The organism is Pseudomonas sp. FFPRI_1 (assembly GCF_055384485.1).
The window spans coordinates 5,382,858-5,407,242 of sequence record NZ_AP029168.1 but is presented as its reverse complement, the minus strand read 5'-3'; the positions used below and the strand labels follow the sequence as shown (position 1 = coordinate 5,407,242).

Annotated in this window: 28 protein-coding genes; 9 read left to right on the top strand and 19 right to left on the bottom strand. The window is 66.7% G+C overall.

Going from position 1 to position 24,385, the window contains the following annotated elements:
- Positions 1–287: 287 nt before the first annotated feature.
- Positions 288–1,439 (bottom strand): MFS transporter, encoded by a 1,152-nt coding sequence (locus ACZ5BO_RS24085; protein ID WP_025126383.1) that lies wholly within the window; start codon positions 1,437–1,439, stop codon positions 288–290.
- 241 nt (positions 1,440–1,680) lie between these two features.
- Here ACZ5BO_RS24085 and ACZ5BO_RS24080 point away from each other — a divergent pair, with 241 nt between their 5' ends.
- Positions 1,681–2,151, top strand: coding sequence for an Lrp/AsnC family transcriptional regulator (locus ACZ5BO_RS24080; RefSeq protein WP_025126384.1), 471 nt, complete (start codon positions 1,681–1,683; stop codon positions 2,149–2,151).
- Positions 2,152–2,154: 3 nt separating this feature from the next.
- Here the strand turns inward: ACZ5BO_RS24080 and ACZ5BO_RS24075 are convergent, their stop codons facing one another.
- Positions 2,155–3,045: a LysR family transcriptional regulator gene (locus tag ACZ5BO_RS24075; protein ID WP_025126385.1), complete on the bottom strand. Its 891-nt coding sequence runs from the start codon at positions 3,043–3,045 to the stop codon at positions 2,155–2,157.
- A 98-nt stretch (positions 3,046–3,143) separates the two neighbouring features.
- On the opposite strand from ACZ5BO_RS24075, the gene ACZ5BO_RS24070 reads away from it, so the two are divergent.
- The 4 genes from ACZ5BO_RS24070 (at position 3,144) to ACZ5BO_RS24055 (ending at position 6,444) form a co-directional block, all read left to right on the top strand.
- Positions 3,144–4,142 carry a cyclase family protein gene (locus tag ACZ5BO_RS24070; RefSeq protein ID WP_464696732.1) on the top strand — a complete coding sequence of 333 codons (999 nt, stop codon included), beginning with the start codon at positions 3,144–3,146 and terminating at the stop codon, positions 4,140–4,142.
- A gap of 32 nt (positions 4,143–4,174) precedes the next feature.
- Positions 4,175–4,603, top strand: a complete 429-nt coding sequence (locus tag ACZ5BO_RS24065) for a RidA family protein (RefSeq protein WP_464696731.1) — start codon at positions 4,175–4,177, stop codon at positions 4,601–4,603.
- Between the two features lie 75 nt (positions 4,604–4,678).
- Positions 4,679–5,674, top strand: coding sequence for a diaminopimelate epimerase (locus ACZ5BO_RS24060; RefSeq protein ID WP_464696729.1), 996 nt, complete (start codon positions 4,679–4,681; stop codon positions 5,672–5,674).
- 110 nt (positions 5,675–5,784) lie between these two features.
- Entirely contained in the window at positions 5,785–6,444 is a 660-nt protein-coding gene (locus tag ACZ5BO_RS24055) for a hypothetical protein (RefSeq protein WP_029978019.1), read from the top strand.
- Positions 6,445–6,522: 78 nt separating this feature from the next.
- Here ACZ5BO_RS24055 and codA read toward each other — a convergent pair whose 3' ends face one another.
- From codA to ACZ5BO_RS23975, 16 genes are all read right to left on the bottom strand, one after another.
- Positions 6,523–7,779, bottom strand: coding sequence for a cytosine deaminase (gene codA / locus ACZ5BO_RS24050; RefSeq protein ID WP_464696726.1), 1,257 nt, complete (start codon positions 7,777–7,779; stop codon positions 6,523–6,525).
- Positions 7,780–7,950: 171 nt separating this feature from the next.
- On the bottom strand, positions 7,951–9,222 hold the full coding sequence (codB, locus tag ACZ5BO_RS24045; RefSeq protein WP_464696725.1) for a cytosine permease: 1,272 nt from the start codon (positions 9,220–9,222) through the stop codon (positions 7,951–7,953).
- A 167-nt stretch (positions 9,223–9,389) separates the two neighbouring features.
- Positions 9,390–9,587 (bottom strand): helix-turn-helix transcriptional regulator, encoded by a 198-nt coding sequence (locus ACZ5BO_RS24040; protein ID WP_464696724.1) that lies wholly within the window; start codon positions 9,585–9,587, stop codon positions 9,390–9,392.
- Positions 9,584–9,958, bottom strand: coding sequence for a hypothetical protein (locus ACZ5BO_RS24035; RefSeq protein WP_464696723.1), 375 nt, complete (start codon positions 9,956–9,958; stop codon positions 9,584–9,586). The genes ACZ5BO_RS24040 and ACZ5BO_RS24035 overlap by 4 nt, the downstream gene beginning before the upstream one ends.
- Before the next feature lie 85 nt (positions 9,959–10,043).
- A complete protein-coding gene (locus ACZ5BO_RS24030) occupies positions 10,044–10,667 on the bottom strand; it encodes an NUDIX hydrolase (protein ID WP_464696722.1) in 624 nt (207 codons plus the stop codon).
- Positions 10,668–10,768: 101 nt separating this feature from the next.
- Positions 10,769–11,740, bottom strand: coding sequence for an oligopeptide/dipeptide ABC transporter ATP-binding protein (locus ACZ5BO_RS24025; RefSeq protein ID WP_464696721.1), 972 nt, complete (start codon positions 11,738–11,740; stop codon positions 10,769–10,771).
- The gene (locus ACZ5BO_RS24020) at positions 11,737–12,732 is read right to left on the bottom strand and encodes an ABC transporter ATP-binding protein (RefSeq protein ID WP_464696720.1); all 996 of its coding nucleotides are present in this window, start codon (positions 12,730–12,732) and stop codon (positions 11,737–11,739) included. Before ACZ5BO_RS24020 ends, ACZ5BO_RS24025 begins: the two co-directional genes overlap by 4 nt.
- Positions 12,729–13,628, bottom strand: coding sequence for a D,D-dipeptide ABC transporter permease (ddpC, locus tag ACZ5BO_RS24015; protein ID WP_464696719.1), 900 nt, complete (start codon positions 13,626–13,628; stop codon positions 12,729–12,731). Before ddpC ends, ACZ5BO_RS24020 begins: the two co-directional genes overlap by 4 nt.
- 1 nt (position 13,629) lies before the next feature.
- Entirely contained in the window at positions 13,630–14,646 is a 1,017-nt protein-coding gene (locus tag ACZ5BO_RS24010; protein ID WP_025126398.1) for an ABC transporter permease, read from the bottom strand.
- 118 nt (positions 14,647–14,764) lie between these two features.
- Positions 14,765–16,339 carry an ABC transporter substrate-binding protein gene (locus ACZ5BO_RS24005; RefSeq protein ID WP_025126399.1) on the bottom strand — a complete coding sequence of 525 codons (1,575 nt, stop codon included), beginning with the start codon at positions 16,337–16,339 and terminating at the stop codon, positions 14,765–14,767.
- Between the two features lie 151 nt (positions 16,340–16,490).
- On the bottom strand, positions 16,491–17,048 hold the full coding sequence (gene ddpX, locus ACZ5BO_RS24000) for a D-alanyl-D-alanine dipeptidase (RefSeq protein ID WP_025126400.1): 558 nt from the start codon (positions 17,046–17,048) through the stop codon (positions 16,491–16,493).
- 32 nt (positions 17,049–17,080) lie between these two features.
- Entirely contained in the window at positions 17,081–17,941 is an 861-nt protein-coding gene (locus ACZ5BO_RS23995) for a MurR/RpiR family transcriptional regulator (RefSeq protein WP_025126401.1), read from the bottom strand.
- A gap of 140 nt (positions 17,942–18,081) precedes the next feature.
- Complete coding sequence (locus ACZ5BO_RS23990) at positions 18,082–18,588, bottom strand: nucleoside 2-deoxyribosyltransferase (RefSeq protein ID WP_464696717.1); 507 nt, start codon at positions 18,586–18,588, stop codon at positions 18,082–18,084.
- 20 nt (positions 18,589–18,608) lie between these two features.
- Positions 18,609–19,061: a GNAT family N-acetyltransferase gene (locus ACZ5BO_RS23985; protein WP_464696716.1), complete on the bottom strand. Its 453-nt coding sequence runs from the start codon at positions 19,059–19,061 to the stop codon at positions 18,609–18,611.
- Between the two features lie 84 nt (positions 19,062–19,145).
- Positions 19,146–19,502, bottom strand: a complete 357-nt coding sequence (gene queD / locus ACZ5BO_RS23980) for a 6-carboxytetrahydropterin synthase QueD (protein ID WP_011062303.1) — start codon at positions 19,500–19,502, stop codon at positions 19,146–19,148.
- Between the two features lie 129 nt (positions 19,503–19,631).
- The gene (locus ACZ5BO_RS23975) at positions 19,632–20,711 is read right to left on the bottom strand and encodes a patatin-like phospholipase family protein (protein WP_464696715.1); all 1,080 of its coding nucleotides are present in this window, start codon (positions 20,709–20,711) and stop codon (positions 19,632–19,634) included.
- 161 nt (positions 20,712–20,872) lie between these two features.
- Between ACZ5BO_RS23975 and ACZ5BO_RS23970 the strand changes: the two genes are divergently transcribed.
- From ACZ5BO_RS23970 to ACZ5BO_RS23955, 4 genes are read left to right on the top strand one after another with little or no spacing between them, the layout of a single operon-like run.
- Complete coding sequence (locus ACZ5BO_RS23970) at positions 20,873–21,193, top strand: PepSY domain-containing protein (RefSeq protein WP_025126405.1); 321 nt, start codon at positions 20,873–20,875, stop codon at positions 21,191–21,193.
- Positions 21,193–21,507, top strand: coding sequence for a PepSY domain-containing protein (locus ACZ5BO_RS23965; RefSeq protein WP_025126406.1), 315 nt, complete (start codon positions 21,193–21,195; stop codon positions 21,505–21,507). Before ACZ5BO_RS23970 ends, ACZ5BO_RS23965 begins: the two co-directional genes overlap by 1 nt.
- Positions 21,507–22,175: a response regulator transcription factor gene (locus tag ACZ5BO_RS23960; protein ID WP_025126407.1), complete on the top strand. Its 669-nt coding sequence runs from the start codon at positions 21,507–21,509 to the stop codon at positions 22,173–22,175. Before ACZ5BO_RS23965 ends, ACZ5BO_RS23960 begins: the two co-directional genes overlap by 1 nt.
- Positions 22,172–23,485, top strand: coding sequence for a sensor histidine kinase (locus tag ACZ5BO_RS23955; protein ID WP_464696714.1), 1,314 nt, complete (start codon positions 22,172–22,174; stop codon positions 23,483–23,485). The genes ACZ5BO_RS23960 and ACZ5BO_RS23955 overlap by 4 nt, the downstream gene beginning before the upstream one ends.
- Positions 23,486–23,585: 100 nt before the next feature.
- Here the strand turns inward: ACZ5BO_RS23955 and ACZ5BO_RS23950 are convergent, their stop codons facing one another.
- A complete protein-coding gene (locus ACZ5BO_RS23950) occupies positions 23,586–24,341 on the bottom strand; it encodes a methyl-accepting chemotaxis protein (protein ID WP_371261277.1) in 756 nt (251 codons plus the stop codon).
- Between the last annotated feature and the right edge of the window lie 44 nt (positions 24,342–24,385).

Sequence of the window (24,385 nt, the reverse complement as noted above, 5' to 3'; positions counted from 1 at the left end):
GTAGGAGCCGGCTTGCCGGCGAATCCCGAGAGCGGCGTCGGTTCGAGATGATGGGCCACAGCGGCTGGCCCCTTCGCTGGCAAGCCAGCTCCTACATGACGGTGGCGCCTGTAGGAGCCGGCTTGCCGGCGAATCTCGGGAGCGGCGCCGGTTCGGGATGAAGGGCCACAGCGGTCGGCCCCTTCGCTGGCAAGCCAGCTCCTACATGACGATGGCATCTGTAGGAGCCGGCTTGCCGGCGAATCTCTGAAGCAACGCAGAGTTCGGCCCATGGCTGCTTCAGTGGCTCAGACCTTGAGCACCTTGCCGCTGGCGGCCACCGCCAGCAGCAGGACGGCAATCAGGCCGAAGGCCGCGCTCAGGCTGCTGCCATGGGCAATGAAGCCGATCACCGCCGGCCCGGCCAGGATGCCGGCATAACCCAGGGTGGTGATGGCCGGCACGGCGATGCTTTCCGGCATGACCTTCTGTTTGCCCACGGCGGTGTAGAGCACCGGCACGATGTTCGAGCAACCCGCGCCCACCAGGGCATAGCCCACCAGCGCCGCTTCCCAGGCCGGGGCCAAAGTCGCCAGCAACAGGCCGGTGGCGGCCGTGGCGCCGCCGATGATGATCACCCGGCGCGCGCCCAGGCGATGGACGATGGCGTCGCCGGTCAGGCGGCCCAGGGTCATGGTCAGGGCGAAGGCGGCGTAACCCAGGCCGGCGTAGGCCGCATCCAGGCTGCGCTCGTCGGTGAGAAATACCGCGCTCCAGTCCAGCACCGCGCCTTCGGCGAGGAACACCACGAAACACAGGCAGCCGATGAACAGCACCACGCCATGGGGCACGGCAAAGGCCGGGCCCGAGCTCTGGCTGCCGTAGGGCAGCATGTGCGGCGCGGCCTTGAGCAGTGCCAGCAGCATCAGCACGATCACCACCAGGGTCGCGCCCAGGGGCGACAGGCCCAGGCCGAGCAAGGCGCTGACCCCCGCGGCACCGACGATCCCGCCCAGGCTGAACAGCCCGTGAAAGCCCGACATCATGGTCTTGCCGCTGGCCCGCTCGACGATCACCGCCTGCAGGTTGACCGTGGAATCCACGCCGCCCAGGCCGGCGCCGAACATGAACAGCGCCACCATCAGCAGCGGAATCGAGGTCAGGGTAGCCAGCAAGGGCAGGGCCAGGCAGATCAGCAGAGTGCCGCCGGCCATCACCCGGCGGCAGCCGAAGCGCCCGGCCAGGGCCCCGGCAATCGGCATCGCGAGGATCGAGCCCACCCCCAGGCACAGCAGCAACAGGCCCAGGGTGCCCTCGTCGAGCCCGGCCCGGGCCTTGGCGTAGGGCACCAGCGGGGCCCAGGCGGCGATGCCGAAACCGGCGATGAAAAAGGCGATGCGCGTGGACATCTGTTCGAGGCGGCCGGGGGCGGCCTGGAAGTGGGTATTGCTGGCAGTCATAAAAATCCTTGGCGATCGAACTCGCTGCCGGCCACCTGATGCCCCCATGGCGTAATGGCGGCCGGGTCGCGATTGTGACAAATCTAGCCATGGAAGGTTGCAGTAATCAGCAGCGCGGCGTTTGCACAGTGGGTCATGGCTGAAATAAATTTGCGCAGGCCGGCGGTTTGTTTCGCATACTCGCCGGCTTTGCGCAAAAACGTTGCAGCGCGTGCCGCCCCTCCCCGGAGTTTTCCTGCCCATGAACGCCAGTCTCGACGCCTATGACCTGAAGTTGCTCGCCGAGCTGCAACGTGACGCCAGCACTGCGCAAAGCGAGCTGGGGTTGCGGGTCAACCTGTCTACCGCGGCGGTCAACCGGCGGCTCAAGCGCCTCTGCGACGAGGGGGTGATCGAGCGCTACAGCGCCATCGTCGCGCCGGATGCCCTGGGCCACGAGCTGAGCATCATCGTCGAGGTGGAAGTGGAGAGTGAGCGCATCGACCAGATCGATGCCCTCAAGCGCTGTTTCCAGGCCTGCCCCCAGGTCCAGCAGTGCTACTACGTGGCCGGCGAGTGCGATTTCGTGCTGATCTTCTGCGTGCGCAGCATGGCCCAGTACACCCAGCTGACCCGCGAGCTGTTCTTCGACAACCCCAACGTCAAGCGCTTCAAGACCCTGGTGGCGATGAACCGGGTCAAGGTCGGCCTGGAAGTGCCCACGACCGGCTGAGGCTCAGGGCGCCTGCAGCGCCTCCACCAGGAAGTCCACGAACACCCGGACCTTCTGTGACAGGTGGCGCTGGCTGGGGTACAGCGCATAGATCTGGCGCCCGGGCAGGTGCTGGTCCGGCAGCACCCGCAGCAGTTGGCCGCTGTCCAGCAACGGCTGGGCGAGGAAGCCGGGCAGGGCGCCGATGCCCAGGCCGGCCACCAGCATGTCGGCCAGCAGCAGGCTGTTGTCCGCGGAGAAATGCACCGGCAACTCCAGCCGGGTCTGGCCTTCCGGGCCTTGCAACTGCCAGCGCCCCGGGTGTTCCGCCAGCCGGTAGGCCAGGCAGCGATGCTGATGCAGGTCGGCGATGCTGGTCGGCGTGCCCGCGGCCTGCAGGTAGGCCGGCGCGGCGCAGATGACCTGTTCCACCTGGCCCAGCTGGCGGGCGATCAGCGACGAATCCTGCAGTTGCCGGCGAATCCGCAGTGACACGTCGAAGCCTTCGCCCACCACGTCCAGCACCTGGTCGTTGAGGGTCAGGTCCACCTGCAACTGCGGGTAGCGCTGCATGAAGGCCACCAGGATCGGCGACAGCACCTTGAGCCCGAAAGACAGCGGCGCATTCACCCGCAGGCGCCCGCCGGGTTCGTGCAGGCCGGCCTGGGTGGCACGCTCCAGGGCGTCCAGTTCGTCCAGCAGGTGGCAGCATTCGCTGAAGTAGCGCTGCCCGGCTTCCGACAGGCTCATGCGCCGGGTGGTGCGCAGGATCAACAGGCTGCCCAGGCGTTCTTCCAGCTGGCGTACCTGTTTGCTCACCGCCGCCGTGGATTGCCCGAGGTCGGCGGCGGCCTGGCTGAAGCTGGCGCGTTCCGCTACCCGGCGAAAGGTGCGCATGGCCATCAGCACATCCATATTGTTTCTCCTGGGTTGAATATGTGTCCACGAAATCGCTGATTATCTCTGATCTGCCACTCAATACCATGGCCACTTCATTTCACAGGAGTGTTGTCATGGCTCATCGCGCAATGTTGAAGATGGCTTCCGGGGTGCTGGCCCTGTCCCTGCTCAGTGGCCTGTGCCACGCCGCCACGGCGGTCCGGCCCGAGGTGGGTATCAGCCCCTGGGGGCCCAGGGACGAGATCGGCCGCCTGAACCTGATCACTCCCCAGTCGCGGGCGGCGATCATGGCCCGGGTCAGTGGCGAGCAGGCCTACGACCTGGCGGTGGACTATTTCGTCGGCATGCCCAGCTGGCAGGCCGCAGGCGATCCGCCGTACCAGATGTGGATGACCCACACCCCCCACGGCAACGTGATCGCCGACCCGATGCAGGTCGGCGAACCGATGAACCAGCACGTCAGCTACAGCGGTTCGGCGGTGTCGATGTACGCCCACATGGGCACCCATATCGACGCCCTCAACCACTTCGGCCTCAACGGCAAGATCTGGAACGGCTACCGCGCCGACCAGCACCTGGGGGACCGCGGCTGGAACGTCACGGGGGCGGAAAAACTGCCGCCGATCATTGCCCGCGGGGTGCTGATCGATGTCGCCGCGGCCAAGGGCCTGGAGCAACTGGCGGACAGCTACCGGGTCACCCGCGCCGACCTGCAGCAGGCCCTGGCCCGGCAGAAAGTGGCCCTGGAGAAGGGCGACGTGGTGCTGATCCGCACCGGGCGCATGCGCGACTACGACAATGCCCAGCGCTACATGGCTAACCCGCCGGGCCTGAGCCTGGATGCGGCGAAGTTCCTGGTGGAGGAGGGCGGCGCCATGGTGGTGGGGGCCGACAACCTGAGTTTTGAAACCTTCCCCTCCGAGGTGGAGGGCAACTACCTGCCGCTGCACACCTACCTGCTGGCGATGCAGGGCGCGCCGATCCTGGAACTGGTGAACCTGGAAGGGCTGGCCCGGGACCAGGTCTACCAGTTCGCTTTTATCGGCGCTTCACTTAAACTGCGGGGCGCGGATGCGGCGCCGATCCGCCCCATGGCCTTGCCCATCCGCTGACCTGGCGGAGGGGTTTTCCTCAGGAGCTCAGCATGTCCACCCAACCTTCTTCGACCCCGGTCCTGGCGCTGTCCAACCCGGCCGGGCTGTATGACCCCAGCACCAATGGCTACTCCCATGTGGCCCAGGTGGCCGCCGGTGCACGGCTGGTGTTTGTCGCCGGGCAGGGCGGCGAGACCGCCGACGGCCAGTTGTCGGCGGATTTTGCCAGCCAGGTGCGCCAGGCCCTGGCCAACCTGCAGGTCGCCCTGGCCAGCGCCGGTGCCGAGGTCGGCCAGGTGGCCAAGCTCACGGTGCTGATCGTCGACCACAGCCATGAGCGCCTGGCGATCTTTGGCAACCAGCTGAAGGCACTGTGGGGGCCGGCACCGACCCCAGCCTGCACCCTGATCCCGGTGCCGCGGCTGGCCCTGGACGGCATGCTGTTCGAAATCGAGGCGATTGCCGCCCTGGCCCCCTGAACCGGCATTGCCCTCTGGCCGAGCCGCTGCATTCTCCGTAATGTCAGCGGCTCGGTTTTTTCTGGAGGCGGTGTGATGGCGGCGTTCTACGATGCACGAGGCAATCTGTATGGCGTGGTGGCTCCCGCGGCGTTGCGCCGCCTGGGGGTCGCCTTGCCCGCCACCGCGGCCCAGGCGGCCCGGGACCGGCGCCTGTGGACCGAACAGGCCATCGCCGCCTTGTGCGACTGGGCCCCGGGCACCCGCCCGCCCGGGGCCAAGGCCCACCGCAGCGATGGTTTGCTGGTGGGGCCGTTCCAGGACGCGGCGCCTTTCGATCTGCTGATCGTCAACACCGACGGCACCCTGGCCGAGCGCAGTGGCAATGGCCTGACGATCTTTTCCCAGGCCCTGACCGAGCAAGGGCTGCTGGCGCCTGAAGGATCGACACGCCTGCAGGTGCACCATGACCAGGGCGCGGGCGCGTCCCCGGTGGCCACGGTGGTGGAGCCGGCACAAGTGGCGGGGCAGGCGGGCTTCTGGCTGGACCTGGGCCAGCCCTCGTTCGGCCCCGAGGCGGTGGCGGCCATGGGGGTCGAGGCGGTGACCCTCGACGGCTGTGAGCTAAGCCGGGTGGCGCCCTTGCAGGCGCTGAATCCGCTGTGGGAACACAGCCAGTTCGTGCGCATCGGCAATCCTCACTGCGTGACCCTGGTGGAGGACGCCGATGCCTTGCCGGACAACCCGCAGATGCTCCAGGCGCCCCTGGCCGAGGGGTTGACCGCCATCGCCTTTGCCCTGCCCCTGGGCCACGGCGAGCCGTGCCCGGCGGGGGTCAACCTGCAATGGGCGGCGCGGCAGTCGGCGCAGCGCATCGTTGCCCGGGTGTTCGAACGAGGAGAGGGGCCGACCGCGTCCTCGGGCACCAGCGCCAGCGCCGTGGCTTGCGCGGCCTGGCGGCTGGGCTGGGTCAAGGCCGGGCGGGTCGAAGTGCTGATGCCAGGCGGCACCGCGCCCTTGATGTTGCAAGAGACTGATGGCGTGTTGACCCGGGTGAGCCTGTTCGGCACGGCGCGGGCGCTGGCTGAATAAGGGCGGTGGGGTTGCGCGGGCGGAGTGCAAAACGGCTGGCCTTTCTATAGCGTGTCGCCAGCAATGGCTCATCAGCCGATACAGCCCACTGGTTACGCAAAGGACTCGATATGCAAAAAGGAATACCTCGCCGAGGGTTGCTCAAAGGCACGGTTGTGGCCCTGGGCGCCGTAGTCGCCGGCAGTCTTGGCGGTTGCCTGACCAGCCAGCTGTATGAGGAGCGCGGCAGCGATGAGGTCTATACGGAAACCGTCGGCCAGTTCTATATCACGGCGGACGAGCAGAGCTTTGTCATTATCGGCAAGCAGTACCACTACTTCATGCAGGTCGATCCCGAGTTGCTGAAGGCCATTCGCTCAGGCTTGCATGGCAAGATGCAGGCCGAGTTCCTGCCAATCAGCGTCACTTACTGGCAAAACCTGGTGGGCGAATTCATCCTCAGGATTCCCCAGCTGGATCAGCTTGAGCCTGGCCAGATCGATGAGGCCAAGGCACTGGGTTTCGTCGCTTCCCCGTCGCAGAATGCCTTGCTGCATCGCTACGCCATCCGCGGCAGCCGCTTCACTTCCAAGCGTGATATCACGGCCTACCAGGCCAACCCGCTGAACAGTACCTATACCCTGCACTTCTCGGCCTACCGGGAGAAGAGCAAGGTCACCCAGGTGTTGCTGACGCCGGTTACCGTCACCGCAGACGGTGTACTGATGATCCTCGCCCTGCCGTTGTTGCCGCTGGGATTGATGGCGGCCAAGCCGTTCAAGGTCAAGTAGAGGCCGTTGCCGCCAAAGCGGCTCGCCAGGCCCGGAGCCGTTGCGACTCTGCCCAGGGCCTGGGAGCGCGGCCACGGGTCAGTCGCCGATCAGTTGCACCTGGGTCATCTGCCGCTGCATCAGCACCTGGCCGTGGCGGATCGAGTACAGCGGCAAGCCCTGGCTGCGGAGCATTTCGTAGTCGCTGTCGGCCGAGAGGATCAGCAGGTTCGCCGGGCGACCTTCTTCCAGGCCGTAGCGCTCGCCCAGGGCCAGGGCCTTGGCGCTGTTGTCGGTGACCAGGTCGAGGGCGCTCTGCAAGTTGCTGTAGCCGAGCATGTGGCAGATGTGCAGGCCGGCTTCGAGCACTCGCAGGATGTTGCCGTTACCCAGGGGGTACCAGGGGTCGACGATCGAATCCTGGCCGAAGCAGACGTTCATTCCGGCATCCAGCAGCTCCTTGACCCGGGTCACGCCGCGGCGTTTCGGGAAGCTGTCGAAGCGCCCCTGCAGGTGGATGCTTTCGGTGGGGCAGGAGACAAAACTGATGCCCGAGTGCCCCAGCAGGCGGAACAGCTTGGCGCAGTAGGCGTTGTCATAAGAGCCCATGGCCGTGGTGTGGCTGGCGCTGACCCGCGAGCCCATGCCGCGGCTGCGGGCTTCTTCGGCCAGCACTTCGAGAAAGCGCGAGTGCGGGTCGTCGGTTTCGTCGCAGTGCACGTCCACCAGGCAACCCGTGCGCTCGGCCAGGTCCATGAGGAATTTCACCGAGCTCACGCCCTGGTCGCGGGTGTATTCGAAGTGCGGAATGCCGCCCACCACGTCGGCGCCCAGGCGAATGGCTTCTTCCATCAGTTCGCGGCCGTTGCGGAACGACTCGATGCCCTCCTGGGGGAAGGCGACGATCTGCAGGTCGATCAGGTGCCCGCTCTGTTCGCGCACTTCGAGCATGGCCTTGAGGGCGGTGAGGTGCGGATCGGTGACATCGACGTGGGTGCGCACATGCTGGATGCCGTGGGCGGCCAGGGCGCGGATGGTCTTGTGGGCCCGGGTGCGGGTGTCTTCGGCGGTGATGGTGGCCTTGCGTTCGCCCCAGCACTCGATGCCTTCGAACAGGGTGCCGCTCATGTTCCAGCGCGGCTCGCCGGCGGTGAGGGTGGCGTCCAGGTGAATGTGCGGTTCGACGAAGGGCGGCACCACCAGGTTGCCGCCGGCATCCAGGTGCTCGGGGCCGAAGGCCGGCGCGGCGGTGGGGGCGTCCGGGCCCTGCTGGATGATGCGGGCGATGCGGCCGTGTTCCAGGTGCAGTTGGTGCAGGCCTTCACGGTGGCGCAGGCGGGCGTTGGTGATCAGCATCGGAAGGGTTCCTCGGGTCGGGCAATCAGTGGTTCAGCCGTGGGCTCTGGGCGGCGGCCCTTGTCCCACGGTCATTGGACTGTGCTGCAACCGGCAGCGGTCGAAGCAGGCGGGTGTTCGGGGGCCGGGCCATGATAGACCCGGAAGGCGCCGGGAGGGCAAGGTGCGGGTTCAGGCCTGGGCGTCGACGGTGGCGCTGGCACGGGCGCCGAGCCAGGCGCTGAGCAGGATGTAGCCCAGGCCGGCGACGGCGATGCCCACCAGCGGCGCGACCCAGGGCGAGCAGAAGGCCGCCAGGGTGCCCAGGCCGTAGGCGATCAGGCCCGGCCAGTTCCAGGCCGGCAGCTGGCTCTCGGCCAGGCGCGGGTAGCGGCCGCGCCAGCGGTAGAAGAAGTCGGCCATGATCACCCCGCCAATCGGCGGAATCACCGTGCCCAGCAGGATCAGATAGGGCACCAGCAGGTCGTACATGCCGAGCATCGCCAGCAGGGTGCCGATCAGCGCGCCGGCCAGGGTCACGGTCTTGCGCCGCTGGGTGCGCAGCAGGTTGCAGCCGGCCACGGCGAAGTTGTAGATGGTGTTGTCCTGGGTGCTCCAGATGTTCAACAGCAGCATGGCCATGGCCGCCGTGGCGAAGCCCTGGAGCAGCAGCACTTCGACCACGTCCGGCTGCTGGTAGACGATGGCGCCGTAGGCCCCGATCAGCACCATCAGGCCGTTGCCGATGAAGAAGCCGATCAGGCTGGCGCTCACCGCCACCCGCGCCGAACGGGAAAAACGCGTCCAGTTGGTGGCCTGGGTGGCGCCGCTGACGAAGGTGCCGAACACCAGGGTGATGGCGCTGGAGAGGTCCAGGCTGGCACTCGGTGTGACCCGCAGCAGGCCGTCCAGGCCGCCGATCTGCCGGCTGGCCACCCACATCGACAGCATCAGCAGCAGGCCCATGGCCGGCACCGCGATCCACGACAGGATTTCCAGGCCGCGATAGCCGATGTAGGCCGTGGCGCAGAAGGCCATGCCGAACAGCAGCATCAGCCCCAGCACCGCACCCTGATCCAGCTGGAAATACTTGCCCAGCACCACCGCAGCGGTGGCGGTGCCCCAGGCGTACCAGCCGATCTGGGTGAAGCCGAGGATCAGGTCGCTGAGCTTGCTGCCCCGTTCACCGAAGCACAAGCGCCCCATCAGCACCGTGTTCAGCCCGCTCTTGAAGGCGATGTAGCCCAGGCTGGCGGCATAGATCCCCAGCAGCAGGTTGCCGACGAGGATCACCGCCAGCAGGGTGGTGAAATCGAAGGCCACCCCCAGCTTGCCGCCGGCGAACATGGTGGCGGTGAAAAAGGTGAAGCCCAGCAGCACCATGGCCATGGAGGCCAGGCCCTTGCGGGCGTGCTGTGGAACTTCGCTCAAGGGGTAGTCGTTGCCGGGTTCGTGCTGGGTCATGGGCCTGTCCCTGGTCGCAGTGGTGCCTCGCTGTTGCAGGCACCGTGCCAAACGGGCCGCCGGGGCGGGCGCCCCAGCAGTTATAGCCGATACCCGTGGACCTGCCCCGGCTGCCGGCCGCGCCGGGGCGAAAGTGGTGCACGGGCGCACCGCCCGGTGGCCGCGGGTCAGCCCGGGTCGGGGCTGAAGATGCTTTCGATGGGCATCTCGAAGGCCCGGGCAATCTTGAATGCCAGGGGCAGGCTGGGGTCGTAGCGCCCGGTCTCGATGGCGTTCACCGTCTGCCGGGACACCTCAAGCCGGGTGGCCAGTTCAGCCTGGGACCAGCCCTTCAGGGTGCGCAGTTCGCGCAGTTGATTGTTCACCGGTAGCGCCGCGTGCCGGCTACCGTGGCCAGGGCCCAGACCAGGCCCATCAGCGGCCACACGTAGAACATCGACAGCCGGGACAGGCCGGCGGTTTCCAGGAAGCCGTAGCTGAAGGTGATCAGCGCGGTGCAGACAAAGGACAGGCCCAGGGCTTCGAGCTGGATGCGCCGGGCCAGTTCGTCCATGCGCCGCAACTGGCGCACCACCGCCAGGGCCATGGCCACCATGGGGATCACCGGCACCAGGGCCAGGGCGATCTTGCCCGGGCCGGGGCTCAGGTCCGCCAGCCAGTGGCTGCTCAGCAGCACCGCGATGATGTAGGCCAGCAAGGCCAGGCTGAACTCGATGTAATAGCGTTTACTGCCCATGGGCGATCTCCTGAAGTAAAGTGTCCTTTACATTAGGTGGGCGTGTTTCTCATGTCAAGGGTGCTTTACATTGGGGCGGCCTTGCTCAGTCGAACAGGGTCAGGCTGCGCCGGCCCTGGTGGAACTCGAAAGCTTCCTGGATATCCCGTTCCACGGTCCGGCCCTGGGACAGCGGCGGCAACTGGTCCGGGGCGAAGAACCCCACGTCGCTGGTTTCGCTGCCCGCCACCGGGCTTTCGCCATCTTGGCGTTCGCAGAGGAAGTAGAGCTTGTAGAAGTCCCGGTGATCCGGCTTGTAGGGCCCCTTGGCCTTGTGCCGCAGGCCGTACAGCTGGCGCACCGAGACCTGGAGCCCGGCTTCCTCGTGAATTTCCTTGATGATGTTCTGCGCCGCCGACAGGCCGACATCGGCGTAGCCCCCGGGCAGGGCCCAGAGGCCGTCGTGCTGCTCGCGCACCAGCAGGATCTTGCCGTTCTCGATCAGTGCGCCGCGTACTTCCACCATCGGCGTGGAGTAGCGCTGGGCGAAGTCCGAGACCAGTTCGGTGATGCGCTCCAGGGGCACGTTGCCCAGTTGCGCGAGCATGTCGTGGGCGATGTCGGCGACTTCCTGGTAACGCTCGCGATCATGCACGTCGCGGCAAAAGTGCAGGCCGGTGGAGGCGATGGCTTGCAGGCGTTTGGCGTGGGTCAGCCAGCTGCTTTCCATGAGAGAGGTTCCTGCGAGGTCAGAGACAAGGCGCCTGTTTTAAGCCCTTGGCGCGCCGGGAGCAAGCACCACGCCGTGGCCGGCGGCGTGGTGCCGGTGGATCACCCCGCGAGGTCTTGCCGATGGCAACGCACTTGCTGCGCCGCGCTGCCCAGCAACGGTTGCGGCTGTTCGCAGCCCGAGCCACGGCGGTTGCAGCGGTCGAAGAAGAAACAGCCGCTGGGCAGCTTGCGGTTGCCCGGCAGTTCGGTGGGCGCCGAGACCTGGCTGTCCGCCAGGGGCGCACCGAGGCGCGGCACCGCATCCAGCAACAGCTGGGTGTAGGGGTGGCGCGGCCGCTCCAGTACCTGCTCGGCGCTGCCCAGCTCGACGATCTGCCCCAGGTACATCACTGCCACTCGGTCGGCCATGTGCCGCACCACCGAGACGTTGTGGGAGATCAGCACGAAGGTCAGGCCGCGGCTGCGCTGCAGGTCCGCCAGCAGGTTGAGGATCTGCGCCTGCACCGAGATGTCCAGGGCCGAGGTCGGTTCATCGAGGACGATGATGTCCGGGTTCGACGCCAGGGCCCGGGCAATGGCGATGCGCTGGCGCTGGCCGCCGGAGAACTGGTGCGGGTAGCGCTCCAGGTACTCGCCGCGGATGCCCACCTGCTGCGCCACCTTGGCGGCGATCTCGCGCATCTGCGCGGCCGGGGTATTGCCCAGGGCGAACAGCGGCTCGGTGATGATCTTCCAGATCGGCAGGCGCGGGTCGAGGGACGATTGCGGGTCCTGGAATACGATCTGCACGTGGCTGTGGCGCTCGCGGTCGCTGGCGTAGGCCCAGCGCAGGTCGCCGCTGCTGGGCTTGACCAGGCCCATCAGCAGTTGCGCCAGGGTGCTCTTGCCGCAGCCGGATTCGCCGACGATGCCCAGGGTTTCCCCGGGGCGCAGTTCCAGGTCGATGCCGTTCAGGGCGTGGGCATAGGCCCGAGGCCGGCCCAGCCAGTCGTTGCTCAGGGGAAAGCGCACCTGTACATCGTTGAGGCGCAGCAGCGGCTCGCTGCCGGCCCGGGGTTGCGAAGCATTCATTGGGCGGACTCCGGGGCAGCCAGCCAGCAGGCACTCTTGTGCTGCTGGCTGGCGTTGATCGAATGCAGCGGCGGCCGTTGGGCACACACCGCCATGGCCTGGCTGCAGCGCTCGCGGAAGGTACAGCCGCCGGGCAGGTGGGCGAGGTTCGGCACCTGCCCGGGAATGGTCAGCAGCGGCGCGCCGGGAGTGACTTGTTCCGGCAGGCCGCTGAGCAGGCCGCGGGTGTAGGGATGCTGCGGGTCGAGCATGACCTGGGCGGTGCTGCCTTGCTCCACCACAGCGCCGGTGTACATCACGTAGACCCGGTCGCAGAACTGCGAGACCACCGCCATGTCGTGGGTGATCAGGAGGATCGCGGTGCCCCGTTGCCGGGCTTTCTCACGCAGCAACAGCAGCACCTGGCGCTGCACGGTGACGTCCAGGGCGGTGGTCGGTTCGTCGGCGATCAGCAACTGCGGGTCGCAGGAAAACGCCAGGGCGATCATCACCCGCTGGCGCATGCCCCCGGACAGCTCGAAGGGGTAGGCCTGCAGCACCTGCTCGGGGTCGGCGATGTGCATGTCCCGCAGCAGGTCGATGGCCTTGGCCCGGGCCTGCTCCTGGCTCAGGTGCTGGTGATGGATGATCACGTCGAGCATCTGCCGGCCGATGCGCCGGGTCGGGTTGAGGGCGGTCATCGGCTCCTGGAAGATCATCGCCGCGTCGCGGCCACGGATCTGCAGCAGCTGTTTTTCCGCGGTGGCGAGCATGTCGCGGCCCAACAGCGACAGGCTGCCGGAGGTGATGCGGTAGCTGCGCTCGGGCAGCAGGCGCAGGCTGAGCATGGCGGTCACCGACTTGCCCGAGCCGGACTCGCCGACCACGCCGACGATCTCCCCCGGGTTGACGTGCAGTGACACGCCGTTGAGGGCCTGCACGTTGCTGCGGTAGGCGGGGAATTCCAGGCTCAGGTTATCGATGTTGAGAACGGCGGATGAGCTCATGGTCATTTCCCCTGTTGCCGTGGGTCGAGCAGGTCACGGATGCCGTCACCCAGCAGGTTGAAACCGGTGGCAGTGAACAGGATCGCCAGCCCGGGAAAGGTCGAGTACCACCAGTTGTCGAGGATGAAGTTGCGTCCGGTGGCGACCATCGCGCCCCATTCGGCGGTGGGCTGCTGCGCCCCCAGGCCGATGAAGCCCAGGGCCGAGGCCATGAGGATGGCGCTGCCGATGTCCAGGCTCAGTTGCACCAGCAGCGGCGGCATGGCGTTGCGCCCCACGTGCCAGCTGACGATGTGCCAGCGCCCGGCGCCGTAGGTCTGGGCGGCTTTGACGTAGCCCATCTGGCGGATGCTCAGGGCCTGGCCCCGGGCCAGGCGCACATAGAACGGAATGCGCACCAGGGTGATCGCCAGCATGGCGTTGAACAGGCTCGGGCCCAGGGCCGCGGCCAGGGCCATGATCAGCACCAGGGACGGCACCGAGAGCATGATGTCCATCAGGCGCATGATCAGGCTGTCGAAGCGCCCGCCGATGATCCCCGACAGGCAGCCCAACAGGCCCCCGGCCAGGCACGAGGCAAAGGCCACGAACAGGCCCACGCCCACCGACTGGCGGCTGCCGTGGAGCACTCGGCTGAACAGGTCGCGGCCGACTTCGTCGGTGCCGAACCAGTGGCTGGCGCTGGGGGCGGCCAGGCGTTCGGCGAGGTTCAGGGCATTGGGATCATGGCTCGACAGCCAGGGGGCGAAGGCCATGCACAGCAGCACCAGCAGGGTCATGCACAGCCCGGCGATGGTCAGCGGGCTTTGCCGCACGCGGTAGCCCAGGTAGGCCAGGCGTGGCCGCCAGCCGCCGGCCTGGGCCATGGGTTGCGGCAGGGGAATGTTCAAGGGAGCGGACATCTCAACTTACCTCGCCAATGCGCGGATCGATCACCCGGTACAGCAGGTCGATCGCCATGTTCAGCAGCACATAAATGAACGACACCAGAATCGCGAAGCCCATCACCGCCGGGAAATCCAGGGCCTGGATCGACTTCACCACATAGGCGCCCATGCCCGGCCAGGCGAACACGGTTTCGGTCAGCACCGCGCCGTACAGCAGGTCACCCAGGGTCAGGCCGAGCACCGTCACCGAGGGGATCAGCGCGTTGGGCAGGGCGTGGCGCAGGATCACCGACCAGCGTGACAGGCCGTAGGCCCGGGCGGTGCGGATGTAGTCCTCGCCGAGCTGGTCGAGCATGGCCGAGCGGATCTGCCGCGCCACTACGCCGAGGTTGACGAAGCCCAGGGTCAGCGCCGGCAGGATCAGGTGCTGCAGGGCATTGAGAAACAGCGGGATATCCCCGGCCAGCAGTGAGTCGATCAGGTAGAAGCCCGTGATGGTGGGCGGCGGCTCCAGGCCTTCGTCCAGGCGCCCGCTGCCGGGCAGCCAGCCGAGGTGGCCGTAGAACAGCACGATCAGCCCCAACCCCAGCCAGAACGCCGGGGTGGAAATCCCGGTGACCGCCAGGGTGCGGGCGATCTGATCGATAAAACGGTTGTGATAGACCGCCGACAACACCCCCAGTGGCACCCCCACCAGCACCGACAGCAGCAGCGCGGCCAGGGCCAGTTCCAGGGTCGCCGGGAAGAATGCCTGCAGGTCTTCCAGCACCGGGCGGCTGGTGCGGATCGAGGTGCCCAGGTCGCCGTGCAGCAGGTCGAGCATGTAGCGCCCGTATTGCTGGTACAGGGGCAGGTCGAGGCCCAGTTGATGGCGGATGTTCTCGACGATGGCGTCGCTGGCCCGGTCGCCGGCGATCAGCCGCGCCGGGTCACCGGGAATCAGGTGCGAGATGGTGAAGGTAATCAGCGAAACCCCGACCACGACCAACAACAGGCCGAGCAGGCGTTTACGCAACATATTCAGGAAGGCCATGAGGCAACCTCGTTAACGCTTGACGAACGGCGGGGGCAACAGCGGCGCCCCACCGGGGACACGGCAACCCGGCGCCACTCCGTTTCAGGGGCTGGCGCCGGGGGGTTGAAGGCCGGTCCTACTTGCTGATTTCGGCGATGTTGAACACCTGTTCCAGCATCGGATGGAACACGTAGCCCTTCACCGAATCACGCATCGGCAGGCTGTAGTTCTTCTGGTACAGGTAGGCGTAGACGTTGTCCTTGAGGACGATTTTCTGCGCCTTCTGGTACAGCTCGATGCGCTTGGCGGTGTCGTGGGTGGCCGCCGCTTCGCGGATCAGGCTGTCGACCTCGGGGTTGCTGTAGAACGAGCGGTTGCCCGGCAGGCCCTGGAGGCTGGAGTCGAACCAGAAGTTCATGAACATGTAGGGGTCGGCGAAGTCCGGGCTCCAGGAGCCGATGGCCACGTCGAAGTCACCCTTGCCCAGGCGTTCGCGCATGGTGGCGTTGGCCAGCTTCTCCATCTTCAGGTTGATGCCCAGGGGCGCCAGGCCTGCCTGCAGGGTCAGGCCGATGGACTCCCAGTTGGCGTCCTTGTCCGAGTACAGGTAGGTCAGGTTGCTGATTTTCTGCGGCGCCTTGGCCAGGGCGGCCTTGGCGCCGTCGAGGTTCTGCTGCATCAGCGGCAGGCTCGGGTCGTGGGCCCACATGCCGTCGGGGATCGGCCCGTTCATCAGCTTGGCCTGGCCCTTGAGGATGCCGTCGACAATGCCTTTGTAGTCGATGGCCTGGACCAGGGCCTGGCGCGCCTCGACGTTGTCCAGGGGCGCACGCTGGTTGTTCAGGTACAGGTAGTTGACCCGCAGCGAGGGGAAGGTCTGGACGACGATTCCGGATTTGCCGGCCAGGGTGCCGAGCTGGTCTTCGGGCATGTCCTCGATGATGTCCAGGTCACCCCGTTCCAGCTGCAGGCGGCGCACCGAAGCCTCGCTGATGATCTTGATCACCACCTTGTTCAGGCTCGGCTTGGGGCCGGCGTAGTAGCTGTTGGGCTCCAGGGTCAGGGACTGGCCCTTCTGCCAGTTGCTCAGGCGAAAGGCCCCGGAGCCGGCGGTGTGGGTCGACAGGTAGGCGTTGACGTCGCCCTTGCTGGCCACGTCCGGGTTGATGATGCCGCCGCCGTTGTGGGCCAGGGTGTAGAGGAAGGGCGCGTAGGGCTTCTTCAGGGTGAAGCGCACGGTCAGCGGGTCGACCACGGCCACGCTCATGTCATCCGGGAAGGCCCCGGACGGACCCTGCTTGAGCTGCATCAGGCGCTCGAAGGAGAACTTCACCGCGGCGGCGTCCACCGGCTTGCCGTCATCGAACTGGTTGCCGGGCTTGAGCTTGAAATCCCAGGTCAGGTTGTCGGCCGAGGTGCTCCAGCTCTCGGCCAGGTCGCCCTGGACTTCGGTACTGCCCTTGCCGTTCTCGACCTTGTAGGTCACCAGCTTCTGGTAGGCCGGGTAGGTCACGGCCCAGTCGTTGTTGTCGATGGTCACGGCCGGATCGAGGGTTTGCGGGTCGGCGGCCTTGCCGATCATCAGGGTGTCCTTGGGCGCGGCGGCGCTGGCCGCCTGCCAGGCGCCCAGGCTCAGGGCGGCGCACAGCAGCGACAGGGCGACACGGGTGGACAGGCGCACATCAGGGTGATTACGGGTGCTAGGGGTCATGCCGGTTTCCTTGATCATTCGATGATGGGAAGTTCGTCAGGTTTTTTATAAAAGCTATAACCGGGCAGTTGGAGCTGAAGCGGTGTGGCGGGTAACGACCGGCTTGGGGCAGCAGGCTGCCTGTTGTTGTGGCCGGCTGGGGAACGGGACATCAGTGTTCGAAGGGCTGCTCGTGCTCCTGGATCAGCGGGAAGTCCTCGGCGTTGGGCAACTCGTAGTGCCACCACTCGGTGGGGATCGCCTCGAAGCCGGCGCTGAGCATGATCCCCAGCAGCAGCAGGCGATTGCGCTGCACCTGGGGCGGCAGGTCGCTGTAGAACTGGTGCGACTTGGGTTCCATGGCGTCGAAGGCGGTGCCCATGTCCAGGGGCTGGCCGGTTTCATCCACCAGGGTCAGGTCCACGGCCACGCCCCGGGTGTGGTGCGAGCCCAGGCGCGGGTCGCGCACGTAGTCCGGGTTGGGCAGGGCCTGCCACAGCAGTTGCTGGGCGTAGGCCGGGCGATAGGCGTCGTAGATGCGCAGGCCCAGGCCGGCCATGCGCGCCAGCTGGCTGGCCTTGTACAGGCAGGCGGCGGCGTCCTTGTGCAGCAGGCAGCGGGCGTTGCGGTAGATCACCTGGCCGGCCAGGTTGTCGGCGCTGGCGTACACCAGGTCGATTTCCAGTTGGTGGCGCTGGGCGTCGATTTCGACAAGGGGGCTGTTGTTCACTCACTCACTCCATCTTGGGTAACGCTTGAAGGTCAGGATTCGAACTGGCCGAAGGCTTCCTGCAGCTTGCGGTTCTTCGCCAGGCGCTGGTCCAGGCGCTCGCCATAGCCCTCGGCCACGGCGGACACCATCAGGTTGAACAGGCAGGTCAGGGGCGCCAGGGAGTCCCAGAACTGGCCGACGTCGGTTTTCAGCTGCAGCAGGTCCAGCGGGTAGTCCCGGGCCCAGGGGCATTGCAGGTCGGTGACCAGGGCCAGGGGCAGGGCATTGGCGTTGGCCACTTCGCAGAAGGTCTGGGTGATGGCGGAGTAGGCACGAAAGTCGGAAATGATCGCGTAGGGCTTGGCGAAGCCGGAGTTCAGGGTTTCCGCGTAGATACCCGACAGGCCGTCGACGTAGTAGACCTTGGGGCGGATGTATTCCAGGTGGCTGTGGAAGGCGTTGAGGATGCCCCGGGTCGACTGGATGCCGATGATGAACACCGCGTCGGCCTCGACGATCTGCCGCACGATATCGGCGAACGCCTGGCTGCGGGCCAGGCCATAGACGTGCTGGATGGCCTCGATCTCGCGATGCATCGAGCGCTCCAGGGCGTCGTCCTGATGGGCCTCGCTGCGAAACGCGCCGAGCCGGTCGGTGATCAGCCAGGACGCCGGGGCATCGCCGCGCAGGCCTTGCTTGACGTCGTCCAGGTTGCGATAGCCCAAGGAGCGCAGGAAGCGTCCCACGGAAATCCCTGTGGTGCCGGCTTGCTGGGCGATGCTGTCGGCGGTCTCGAAGGGCAGCTGCTGGAGGTTGGCCAACAGGTAGGTGGCGATGCGCTTGCCGGTGGGGGTCAGGCTTGCAAACTGCTGTTCCAGGGTGATTTGGAAACTGTTCTTGTCCATGACCATCTCGCCAGGCGTTCGCGGAAAATGTTATTCAGGTTTCATTTTTGTATCCTGTGTTAGAAACATAACATCGGCTTTCGCGACAAAACAAGGCTTTTGTCCGGGGTGGTCGTTTTCCGTAGAAAGTGACGCTGCTGGCTATCTCAGACCGAGGCAGGGGCAGCGTTCAGCCAGCGCCCGAGGTCACTGACGGCGGCTTCCACGCAGGTGCTGCAACCGCTCCAGCTGCAGGCCAGCATCAGGTTGCGTGGCAGGTTGAAGTCCTCCACCGCCAAGCCCTGGGCGTCGCGCCCGGCGGCGTCATGGGGCACCTGCTGGCGCAGGGTGGCGGGGCCTTGGAAGTAGGCCCACACCGGTTTGCCGAGGGCGATCGCCACGCCCACTTCGAAGGCGCTGCCGGAATCCGGCTCCAGGCCGCGAAAGTCATTCAGGTTGGCCAGCAGCGCATCGCAGTCGCGGATCATCTGCAGGTTCTGCCGGTAGATCCACTGCGCCGTGGCCTCTGGCGCGAGGTCCGGCGGCGCCTGGTTATCCAGGGGAAACAGGCCGTGCAGGCCCCGGGCGCGGCACAGTTGCTTGAGGTAGTGGCCATGGGCCTGGGCGTCGGCGCGGAACACGTCGAAGCCGGCGAGGTAGATACGGGGTTGCATGGGGCGGTCTCCCGGGCTGATCAGTCCAGCGCTTTGCTCATGTACACCCGGTGCAGGCCGTGCTCCACCGCGCGATGGGTTTCCACGTAGCCGTGGCGGCCATACAGGGCGATGTTCTCGCTCATGGCCTGGTTGGTGTAGAGGCGCACGCAACTGTGGCCGGCAGCCAGGGCCTGCTGTTCGGCGAAGGCCAGCAGTTGCCGGCCATGGCCGCGGCCCTGGGCCTCGGGGCTGACCGCCAGGTTGTCCAGCAGCAGGGCTTCCTGGGCGTCCAGCAGGACTATGAAGCCGGCAATCGCCTGCTCCTGTTCCAGGACCCAGACCTGCTGGGCCAGCACCAGGCAGGAATAGTCTTCGAGCATCGGCGCCGGTTCCCGGCCGATCCGCGCGATATAGGGCGCGTAGGCGCGCTTGGCGATGCCTTCGATGGCGGCGAGGTCGGGCAGGGCGGCGAGGCGGATGTTCGGCGGCATGGGCACAGGTGCTCGGGCAGCGGCGGGAATGGGGCAATCATAGGCATAAAAAAACCACCCCGTGGGGTGGTTTCTTCGGCCGGCCTATTCGCCGCGGTAGATGCAGCCGCTGGTGCAGGTTTCGTGGATGCGGATCGCGCTCAGCTCCGGCAGCAGGGGCTTGAGCTCGTTCCAGATCCATTTGGCCAGGACCTCGCTGGTGGGGTTTTCCAGGCCGGGAATGTCGTTCAGGTAGTTGTGGTCCAGGCGCTCGTACAGCGGCTTGAAGATCGCCTTGATTTCCGAGAAGTCGCGGATCCAGCCGGTGTGCGCGTCGACTTCACCACTGAGGTGGATCGCCACCTTGAACGAGTGGCCATGCAGGCGGCCGCACTTGTGGCCTTCGGGAACGAAAGGCAGGCGGTGGGCGGATTCGAAGGTAAATTCTTTGAAGATTTCCACAGTGTCGGTCAGCTCTGTCAGATGGCTATCGCCTGGGCGGCGAGTTGAGGCAGCGGGCAAGTTTATCAGCTTGATCGGCCCCCTGCGGAAAAACCCTGACTAAAGGGTCAGTCCGCCGGGCAGGGGCTTTCACAGGCTTTGCAGGCGTTCCCCGAGGCGCCCCTGGCTGGCCAGCTCAAGGAACTCATCCCCCAGACGCCGGCTTTCGTCCATGGCATGGCGCCAGTATTTCTGCCGGCCGGCGTCGTCGCCCATGAAGCGCTTGAAGTCGTTGCGGTCCGGCAGCTTGCCGTAGGGCAGGCGCGCCAGGTACTCCTTCGACGGCGCCAGCAGCAGTACATCCCGCAGGCGCTCGGGGCTGGCCCGGCGCCAGGGCAGGGTCTTGTCGAACCAGCCGGGGATCACCCGGTCGGTGAAGTGCGGGTAGAGCACGATGTCACTGCCGCTGTAGGGCAGGTCCAGGTGGTAGTCCAGCAGGCCGCCGTCGCGAAAGGTGCCGGCCCCGGCGCCAGGCAGTTCGCGCACGCCCTGCATGACCATGGGGATCGAGCCCGAGGCCAGCAGCGCCTGGCGCAGGTTGCTGCGATCCAGGGGCACGAAGCGCGAGGGGAAATCCTCCAGGGCATTGAGTGGCGGCGCCAGGCGCGGGTCGTGCAGTACCAGGCGCTCGAAGTGCCGGGACAAGCGCGCGCGGCCCCGCAGGTTGTCGGCGATCACCGAGGACAGGCCCAGGCCCAGGCGTGCGCGGTGGTCGTCGGCGAGCAGGCCATGGCTCTTCACCACCATGATGTTCAGGCGGTAATGGGGGGTGTCGAGGATCGAGGCGTCGCGGCCGTCCAGCAGGTCGTCGAGCATTTGCCGCGAGCTCTGGCTGATCTGCGCCATGGTCACGCCCTTGGCGAAGCTCTGGGCGTTGTACAGCTGGCCGAGGCGGCGGATGCCTTCGGCGGCGTCCGGCAGGCAGGCGCTGGCGAAGCGCCAGGAGCCCACCGAGGCACCGATCAGCGAGCGCTCTCGCGGCGCGGCGGGCAGCCATTCACCGAACAGCGCCAGGTCCAGGCCCTGGATGCCCAGGGCCTTGGGCCCGCCGGCGGCGCCCGGCAAGGTGCCGACTTCACTGGCGTGCAGGCCTTGCTGGCGGATCCGCGACAGGGCGCGGGGGCCGGCCTTGAGGGTCAGGGCGGGAAACTTGATATGGATGGCGGTCATACCGGGCTCACTCGTGAATCAGCCGCCGAGTATAGAGAAGCCTGGCGCCGCGGGCCGAGTGAAACTTGTGTCAGGGCCATGCTGGCCATTCAGTTTCAATTAAGTTGCCTTGGGTATCGTCGGCGGCATCGGCCATTGGCCACTGACCTTGGAGACCTGCGATGAAAACCCTGACCGCGCTGTTCGGCACCAGCCTGATTGCTCTGACCGCCAGCTTGGCCGCCAGCCTGGCCCACGCACGCGACCTGGGCCCCGACGAGGCCCTGAGGCTGCGCGACGCTGGTACCATTGTGTCCTTTGAAAAACTCAATGCCACGGCCCTGTCCCGGCATCCTGGGGCGAGCATCAGCGAAACCGAGCTGGAAGAGGAGTACGGCAAGTACCTCTACCAGGTTGAGCTGCGCGATGCCCAGGGGCTGGAATGGGACCTGGAACTGGACGCCGTGAGCGGCCAGGTGCTCAAGGATCATCAGGACACTTAATGAACTCGACTTTGCGTACCGGCACCCGGGCCGCCCTGGCGCTGTTGCTATTCTGCTCCCTGGCGGTGGCCCGCGACCTGGACCAGGACGAAGCCCTGCGCCTGCGCCAGCAGGGGGTGATCCTGCCCCTGGAACAGTTGCTCAAGCAGGCCATGGACCGTTATCCCGGGGCCAAGCTGCTGGAAGCCGAGCTGGAAGAAAAACACGATGTGTACATTTATGAAGTCGAGCTCCTGACCGTGGACGGTGTGGTCCGCGAGCTGGACCTGGATGCCGCCACCGGGCGCCTGTTGAAAGATGAGGAAGACGACTGATGCGCCTGCTTGTGGTGGAAGACCACGTATCCCTGGCGGATGAACTGCTCGAAGGCCTGAAACTCCAGGGCTACGCCGTGGACTGGCTGGCCGATGGCCGCGATGCGCTGTACCAGGGCGCCAGCGAACCCTATGACCTGATCATCCTCGACCTCGGCCTGCCCGGGGTCCCCGGCCTCGACGTGCTGCGCCAGTGGCGCGCCGAGGGACTGGCGACCCCGGTGCTGATCCTCACTGCCCGGGGCTCCTGGGCCGAGCGCATCGAAGGCCTGAAGGCCGGTGCCGACGATTACCTGAGCAAACCGTTCCACCCGGAGGAGTTGCACCTGCGGGTCCAGGCGTTGCTGCGCCGCTCCCACGGCCAGGCCAACCAGCAGACCCTGCAGGCCGCCGGGCTGCACCTGGACGAGGGCCGGCAATGCGTGGTCCGTGATGGTCAGGACGTGTTGCTGACCGCCGCGGAATTTCGCCTGCTGCGCTATTTCATGCTGCACCCGCAGCAGATCCTCTCCAAGAGCCACCTCGCCGAACACCTGTACGACGGCGAGACCGAGCGCGACTCCAATGTGCTCGAAGTCCACGTCAACCACCTGCGGCGCAAGCTCGGTCGCAGCGTGATCGAAACCCGCCGGGGCCAGGGCTACCTGTTCGGCGGAAGTGATTCGTGAGGTCGATCCAGCGCCGCCTGAGCCTGGGGCTGATCACGGTGATGGTGGTGGTCGGGCTGGTGCTGGCACAGACCAGTCTGTGGCTGTTCGAAGCCGGCCTGCAGCGTTACCTGGAAGCCGGCCTGCGCAACGACAGCGAGAGCCTGCTGCTGGCCCTGGTGCGCGGGCCCCAGGGTTTGCAACTGGACGAGCGGCGTTTGTCGCCGGCCTATCAGCGGCCGTTTTCCGGGCATTACTTCCGCATCGATTTTGCCGACGTGCATTGGCGCTCCCGCTCCCTGTGGGACCAGGAACTGCCACAGCTGGAGCGCGCCGGCCTGCAAGGCAACCTGCAACTGGGGCCGGAGGGCCAGCAACTGCTGGTGCTGCGCAGCGACTACAAGCGCCTGGGGCAGTCGATCTCCATCAGCGTGGCCCAGGACTACACCCCGGTACGTGAAAGCTTCCAGCGCATGCGCCAGATCGGCCTCGGGCTGGGGCTGGCGGGCTTGCTGTTGATCCTGCTGCTGCAACGCCTGACCGTGCGCCGGGCCTTGCGCCCGCTGGAGACGGCCCGCGAGCAGATCGCCCAGCTGCAGCAGGGCCAGCGCTCCCAGCTGGATGCCCAGGTGCCGGTGGAGCTGGAGCCGCTGGTGGCGCAGATCAACCATTTGCTCAGCCACACCGAGGACAGCCTCAAGCGTTCACGCAATGCCCTGGGCAACCTCGGGCATGCGCTGAAAACACCGATGGCGGTGCTCTTGAGCCTGGCCTTGGGGCCGAAGCTGTCGGGCCATCCCGAGGTGCGCAGGATCCTCCAGGAGCAACTGGAGCAGATGCAGCAGCGGCTCGGGCGCGAACTCAACCGGGCGCGCCTGGCGGGGGATGCACTGCCCGGGGCGCTGCTGGAGTGCGATAGCGAGCTGCCGGGGCTGCTGGCGACCCTGAACATGATCCACGGCGAACACCTGCAACTGAGCTATCAGGCAGCGCCGGGGTTGCGCCTGCCCTGGGACCGCGAGGATCTGCTGGAGCTGCTGGGCAACCTGCTGGACAACGCCTGCAAGTGGGCGGATGCCGAGGTGCGCCTGAGTGTCGAGGCGCGGGATTCGGGGTTTTGCCTGGCGGTGGAGGATGACGGGCCGGGGATTCCCGAAGAGCGGCGCTCCGAGGTGTTCAGCCGCGGGGCGCGCCTGGATGAGCAGACCGATGGCCATGGGCTGGGCTTGGGGATCGTGCGCGACATCGTCGAGGCCTGGGGCGGGACGCTGGAGTTGCAAGAGAGCGCGCTGGGCGGGCTGCGGGTGGAGATTGTGCTGCCCGGGCGTTGAGTGGGCGGCAGCGGGGCAGGCCCTTTGGTCGGGGCCTGCTGCCCGCCAGGCGCAGGCTTTGCGGTTGCGCAGGCCCCCGCATCACCCGGCCTGCCGCAGGTCAGACGCGGAACTGGTCCATCAGGCTTTGCTGCTGGTTGGCCAGGCTGTTCAGCGACTGGCTGACCCGCGCCGATTCGTTGGCTTGCTCCGACAGCGATTCGGTGACATCGCGAATGGTCGCCACGTTGCTGTTGATCTCTTCGGCCACGGCGCTCTGCTGTTCGGCGGCGCTGGCGATCTGCAGGTTCATGTCGCTGATCACCGTGACCGCGTCGCCGATCTGGCGCAGGGCGGTCACGGCTTGCCCCACCTGCTCGACGCTGCCCTGGGCCTGGCGATGGCTGTTGTGCATCGAGCCCACCACCTCGCGGGTGCCGTTCTGCAGTTGTTCGATCACTTGGCGGGTTTCTTCCACCGACTCCTGGGTGCGCCGGGCCAGGTTGCGCACTTCATCGGCCACCACCGCGAAGCCGCGCCCGGCTTCACCGGCCCGGGCTGCTTCGATGGCGGCATTCAAGGCCAGCAGGTTGGTCTGCTCGGCAATCGCGCGGATCACTTCCAGCACCGAGCCGATCTGTTCGCTGTTGGCCGCCAGGCCTTCGACCTGGGCCATGGCGGTGCTCATGTCGGCGGCCAGTTGATCGATGCTGCTGGTGGTGCGGTCGATCACCGTCAGGCCCTGTTGCGTGGCCTGGTCGGCATCCCGCGCTGCCTGGGCGGCCTGGGCGGCGCTGCGGGCCACGTCCTGGGCGGTGGCGCTCATCTCGTGGGAGGCGGTGGCCACCTGGTCCACCTGGCGATATTGCTGCTCCATGCCGGCGCTGGTCTGGGTGGCGATGGCCGATGACTGGTCGGCGG

What these genes read in the sequence shown, in the direction of transcription:
- ACZ5BO_RS24085 (WP_025126383.1), bottom strand. Translation starts at nt 1,439, where the DNA reads ATGACTGCCAGCAATACCCACTTCCAGGCCGCCCCCGGCCGCCTCGAA.
- ACZ5BO_RS24080 (WP_025126384.1), top strand. Translation starts at nt 1,681, where the DNA reads ATGAACGCCAGTCTCGACGCCTATGACCTGAAGTTGCTCGCCGAGCTG.
- ACZ5BO_RS24075 (WP_025126385.1), bottom strand. Translation starts at nt 3,045, where the DNA reads ATGGATGTGCTGATGGCCATGCGCACCTTTCGCCGGGTAGCGGAACGC.
- ACZ5BO_RS24070 (WP_464696732.1), top strand. Translation starts at nt 3,144, where the DNA reads ATGGCTCATCGCGCAATGTTGAAGATGGCTTCCGGGGTGCTGGCCCTG.
- ACZ5BO_RS24065 (WP_464696731.1), top strand. Translation starts at nt 4,175, where the DNA reads ATGTCCACCCAACCTTCTTCGACCCCGGTCCTGGCGCTGTCCAACCCG.
- ACZ5BO_RS24060 (WP_464696729.1), top strand. Translation starts at nt 4,679, where the DNA reads ATGGCGGCGTTCTACGATGCACGAGGCAATCTGTATGGCGTGGTGGCT.
- ACZ5BO_RS24055 (WP_029978019.1), top strand. Translation starts at nt 5,785, where the DNA reads ATGCAAAAAGGAATACCTCGCCGAGGGTTGCTCAAAGGCACGGTTGTG.
- codA (WP_464696726.1), bottom strand. Translation starts at nt 7,779, where the DNA reads ATGCTGATCACCAACGCCCGCCTGCGCCACCGTGAAGGCCTGCACCAA.
- codB (WP_464696725.1), bottom strand. Translation starts at nt 9,222, where the DNA reads ATGACCCAGCACGAACCCGGCAACGACTACCCCTTGAGCGAAGTTCCA.
- ACZ5BO_RS24035 (WP_464696723.1), bottom strand. Translation starts at nt 9,958, where the DNA reads ATGGGCAGTAAACGCTATTACATCGAGTTCAGCCTGGCCTTGCTGGCC.
- ACZ5BO_RS24030 (WP_464696722.1), bottom strand. Translation starts at nt 10,667, where the DNA reads ATGGAAAGCAGCTGGCTGACCCACGCCAAACGCCTGCAAGCCATCGCC.
- ACZ5BO_RS24025 (WP_464696721.1), bottom strand. Translation starts at nt 11,740, where the DNA reads ATGAATGCTTCGCAACCCCGGGCCGGCAGCGAGCCGCTGCTGCGCCTC.
- ACZ5BO_RS24020 (WP_464696720.1), bottom strand. Translation starts at nt 12,732, where the DNA reads ATGACCATGAGCTCATCCGCCGTTCTCAACATCGATAACCTGAGCCTG.
- ddpC (WP_464696719.1), bottom strand. Translation starts at nt 13,628, where the DNA reads ATGTCCGCTCCCTTGAACATTCCCCTGCCGCAACCCATGGCCCAGGCC.
- ACZ5BO_RS24010 (WP_025126398.1), bottom strand. Translation starts at nt 14,646, where the DNA reads ATGGCCTTCCTGAATATGTTGCGTAAACGCCTGCTCGGCCTGTTGTTG.
- ACZ5BO_RS24005 (WP_025126399.1), bottom strand. Translation starts at nt 16,339, where the DNA reads ATGACCCCTAGCACCCGTAATCACCCTGATGTGCGCCTGTCCACCCGT.
- ACZ5BO_RS23995 (WP_025126401.1), bottom strand. Translation starts at nt 17,941, where the DNA reads ATGGTCATGGACAAGAACAGTTTCCAAATCACCCTGGAACAGCAGTTT.
- ACZ5BO_RS23990 (WP_464696717.1), bottom strand. Translation starts at nt 18,588, where the DNA reads ATGCAACCCCGTATCTACCTCGCCGGCTTCGACGTGTTCCGCGCCGAC.
- ACZ5BO_RS23985 (WP_464696716.1), bottom strand. Translation starts at nt 19,061, where the DNA reads ATGCCGCCGAACATCCGCCTCGCCGCCCTGCCCGACCTCGCCGCCATC.
- ACZ5BO_RS23975 (WP_464696715.1), bottom strand. Translation starts at nt 20,711, where the DNA reads ATGACCGCCATCCATATCAAGTTTCCCGCCCTGACCCTCAAGGCCGGC.
- ACZ5BO_RS23970 (WP_025126405.1), top strand. Translation starts at nt 20,873, where the DNA reads ATGAAAACCCTGACCGCGCTGTTCGGCACCAGCCTGATTGCTCTGACC.
- ACZ5BO_RS23965 (WP_025126406.1), top strand. Translation starts at nt 21,193, where the DNA reads ATGAACTCGACTTTGCGTACCGGCACCCGGGCCGCCCTGGCGCTGTTG.
- ACZ5BO_RS23960 (WP_025126407.1), top strand. Translation starts at nt 21,507, where the DNA reads ATGCGCCTGCTTGTGGTGGAAGACCACGTATCCCTGGCGGATGAACTG.
- ACZ5BO_RS23950 (WP_371261277.1), bottom strand. Translation starts at nt 24,341, where the DNA reads ATGGAGCAGCAATATCGCCAGGTGGACCAGGTGGCCACCGCCTCCCAC.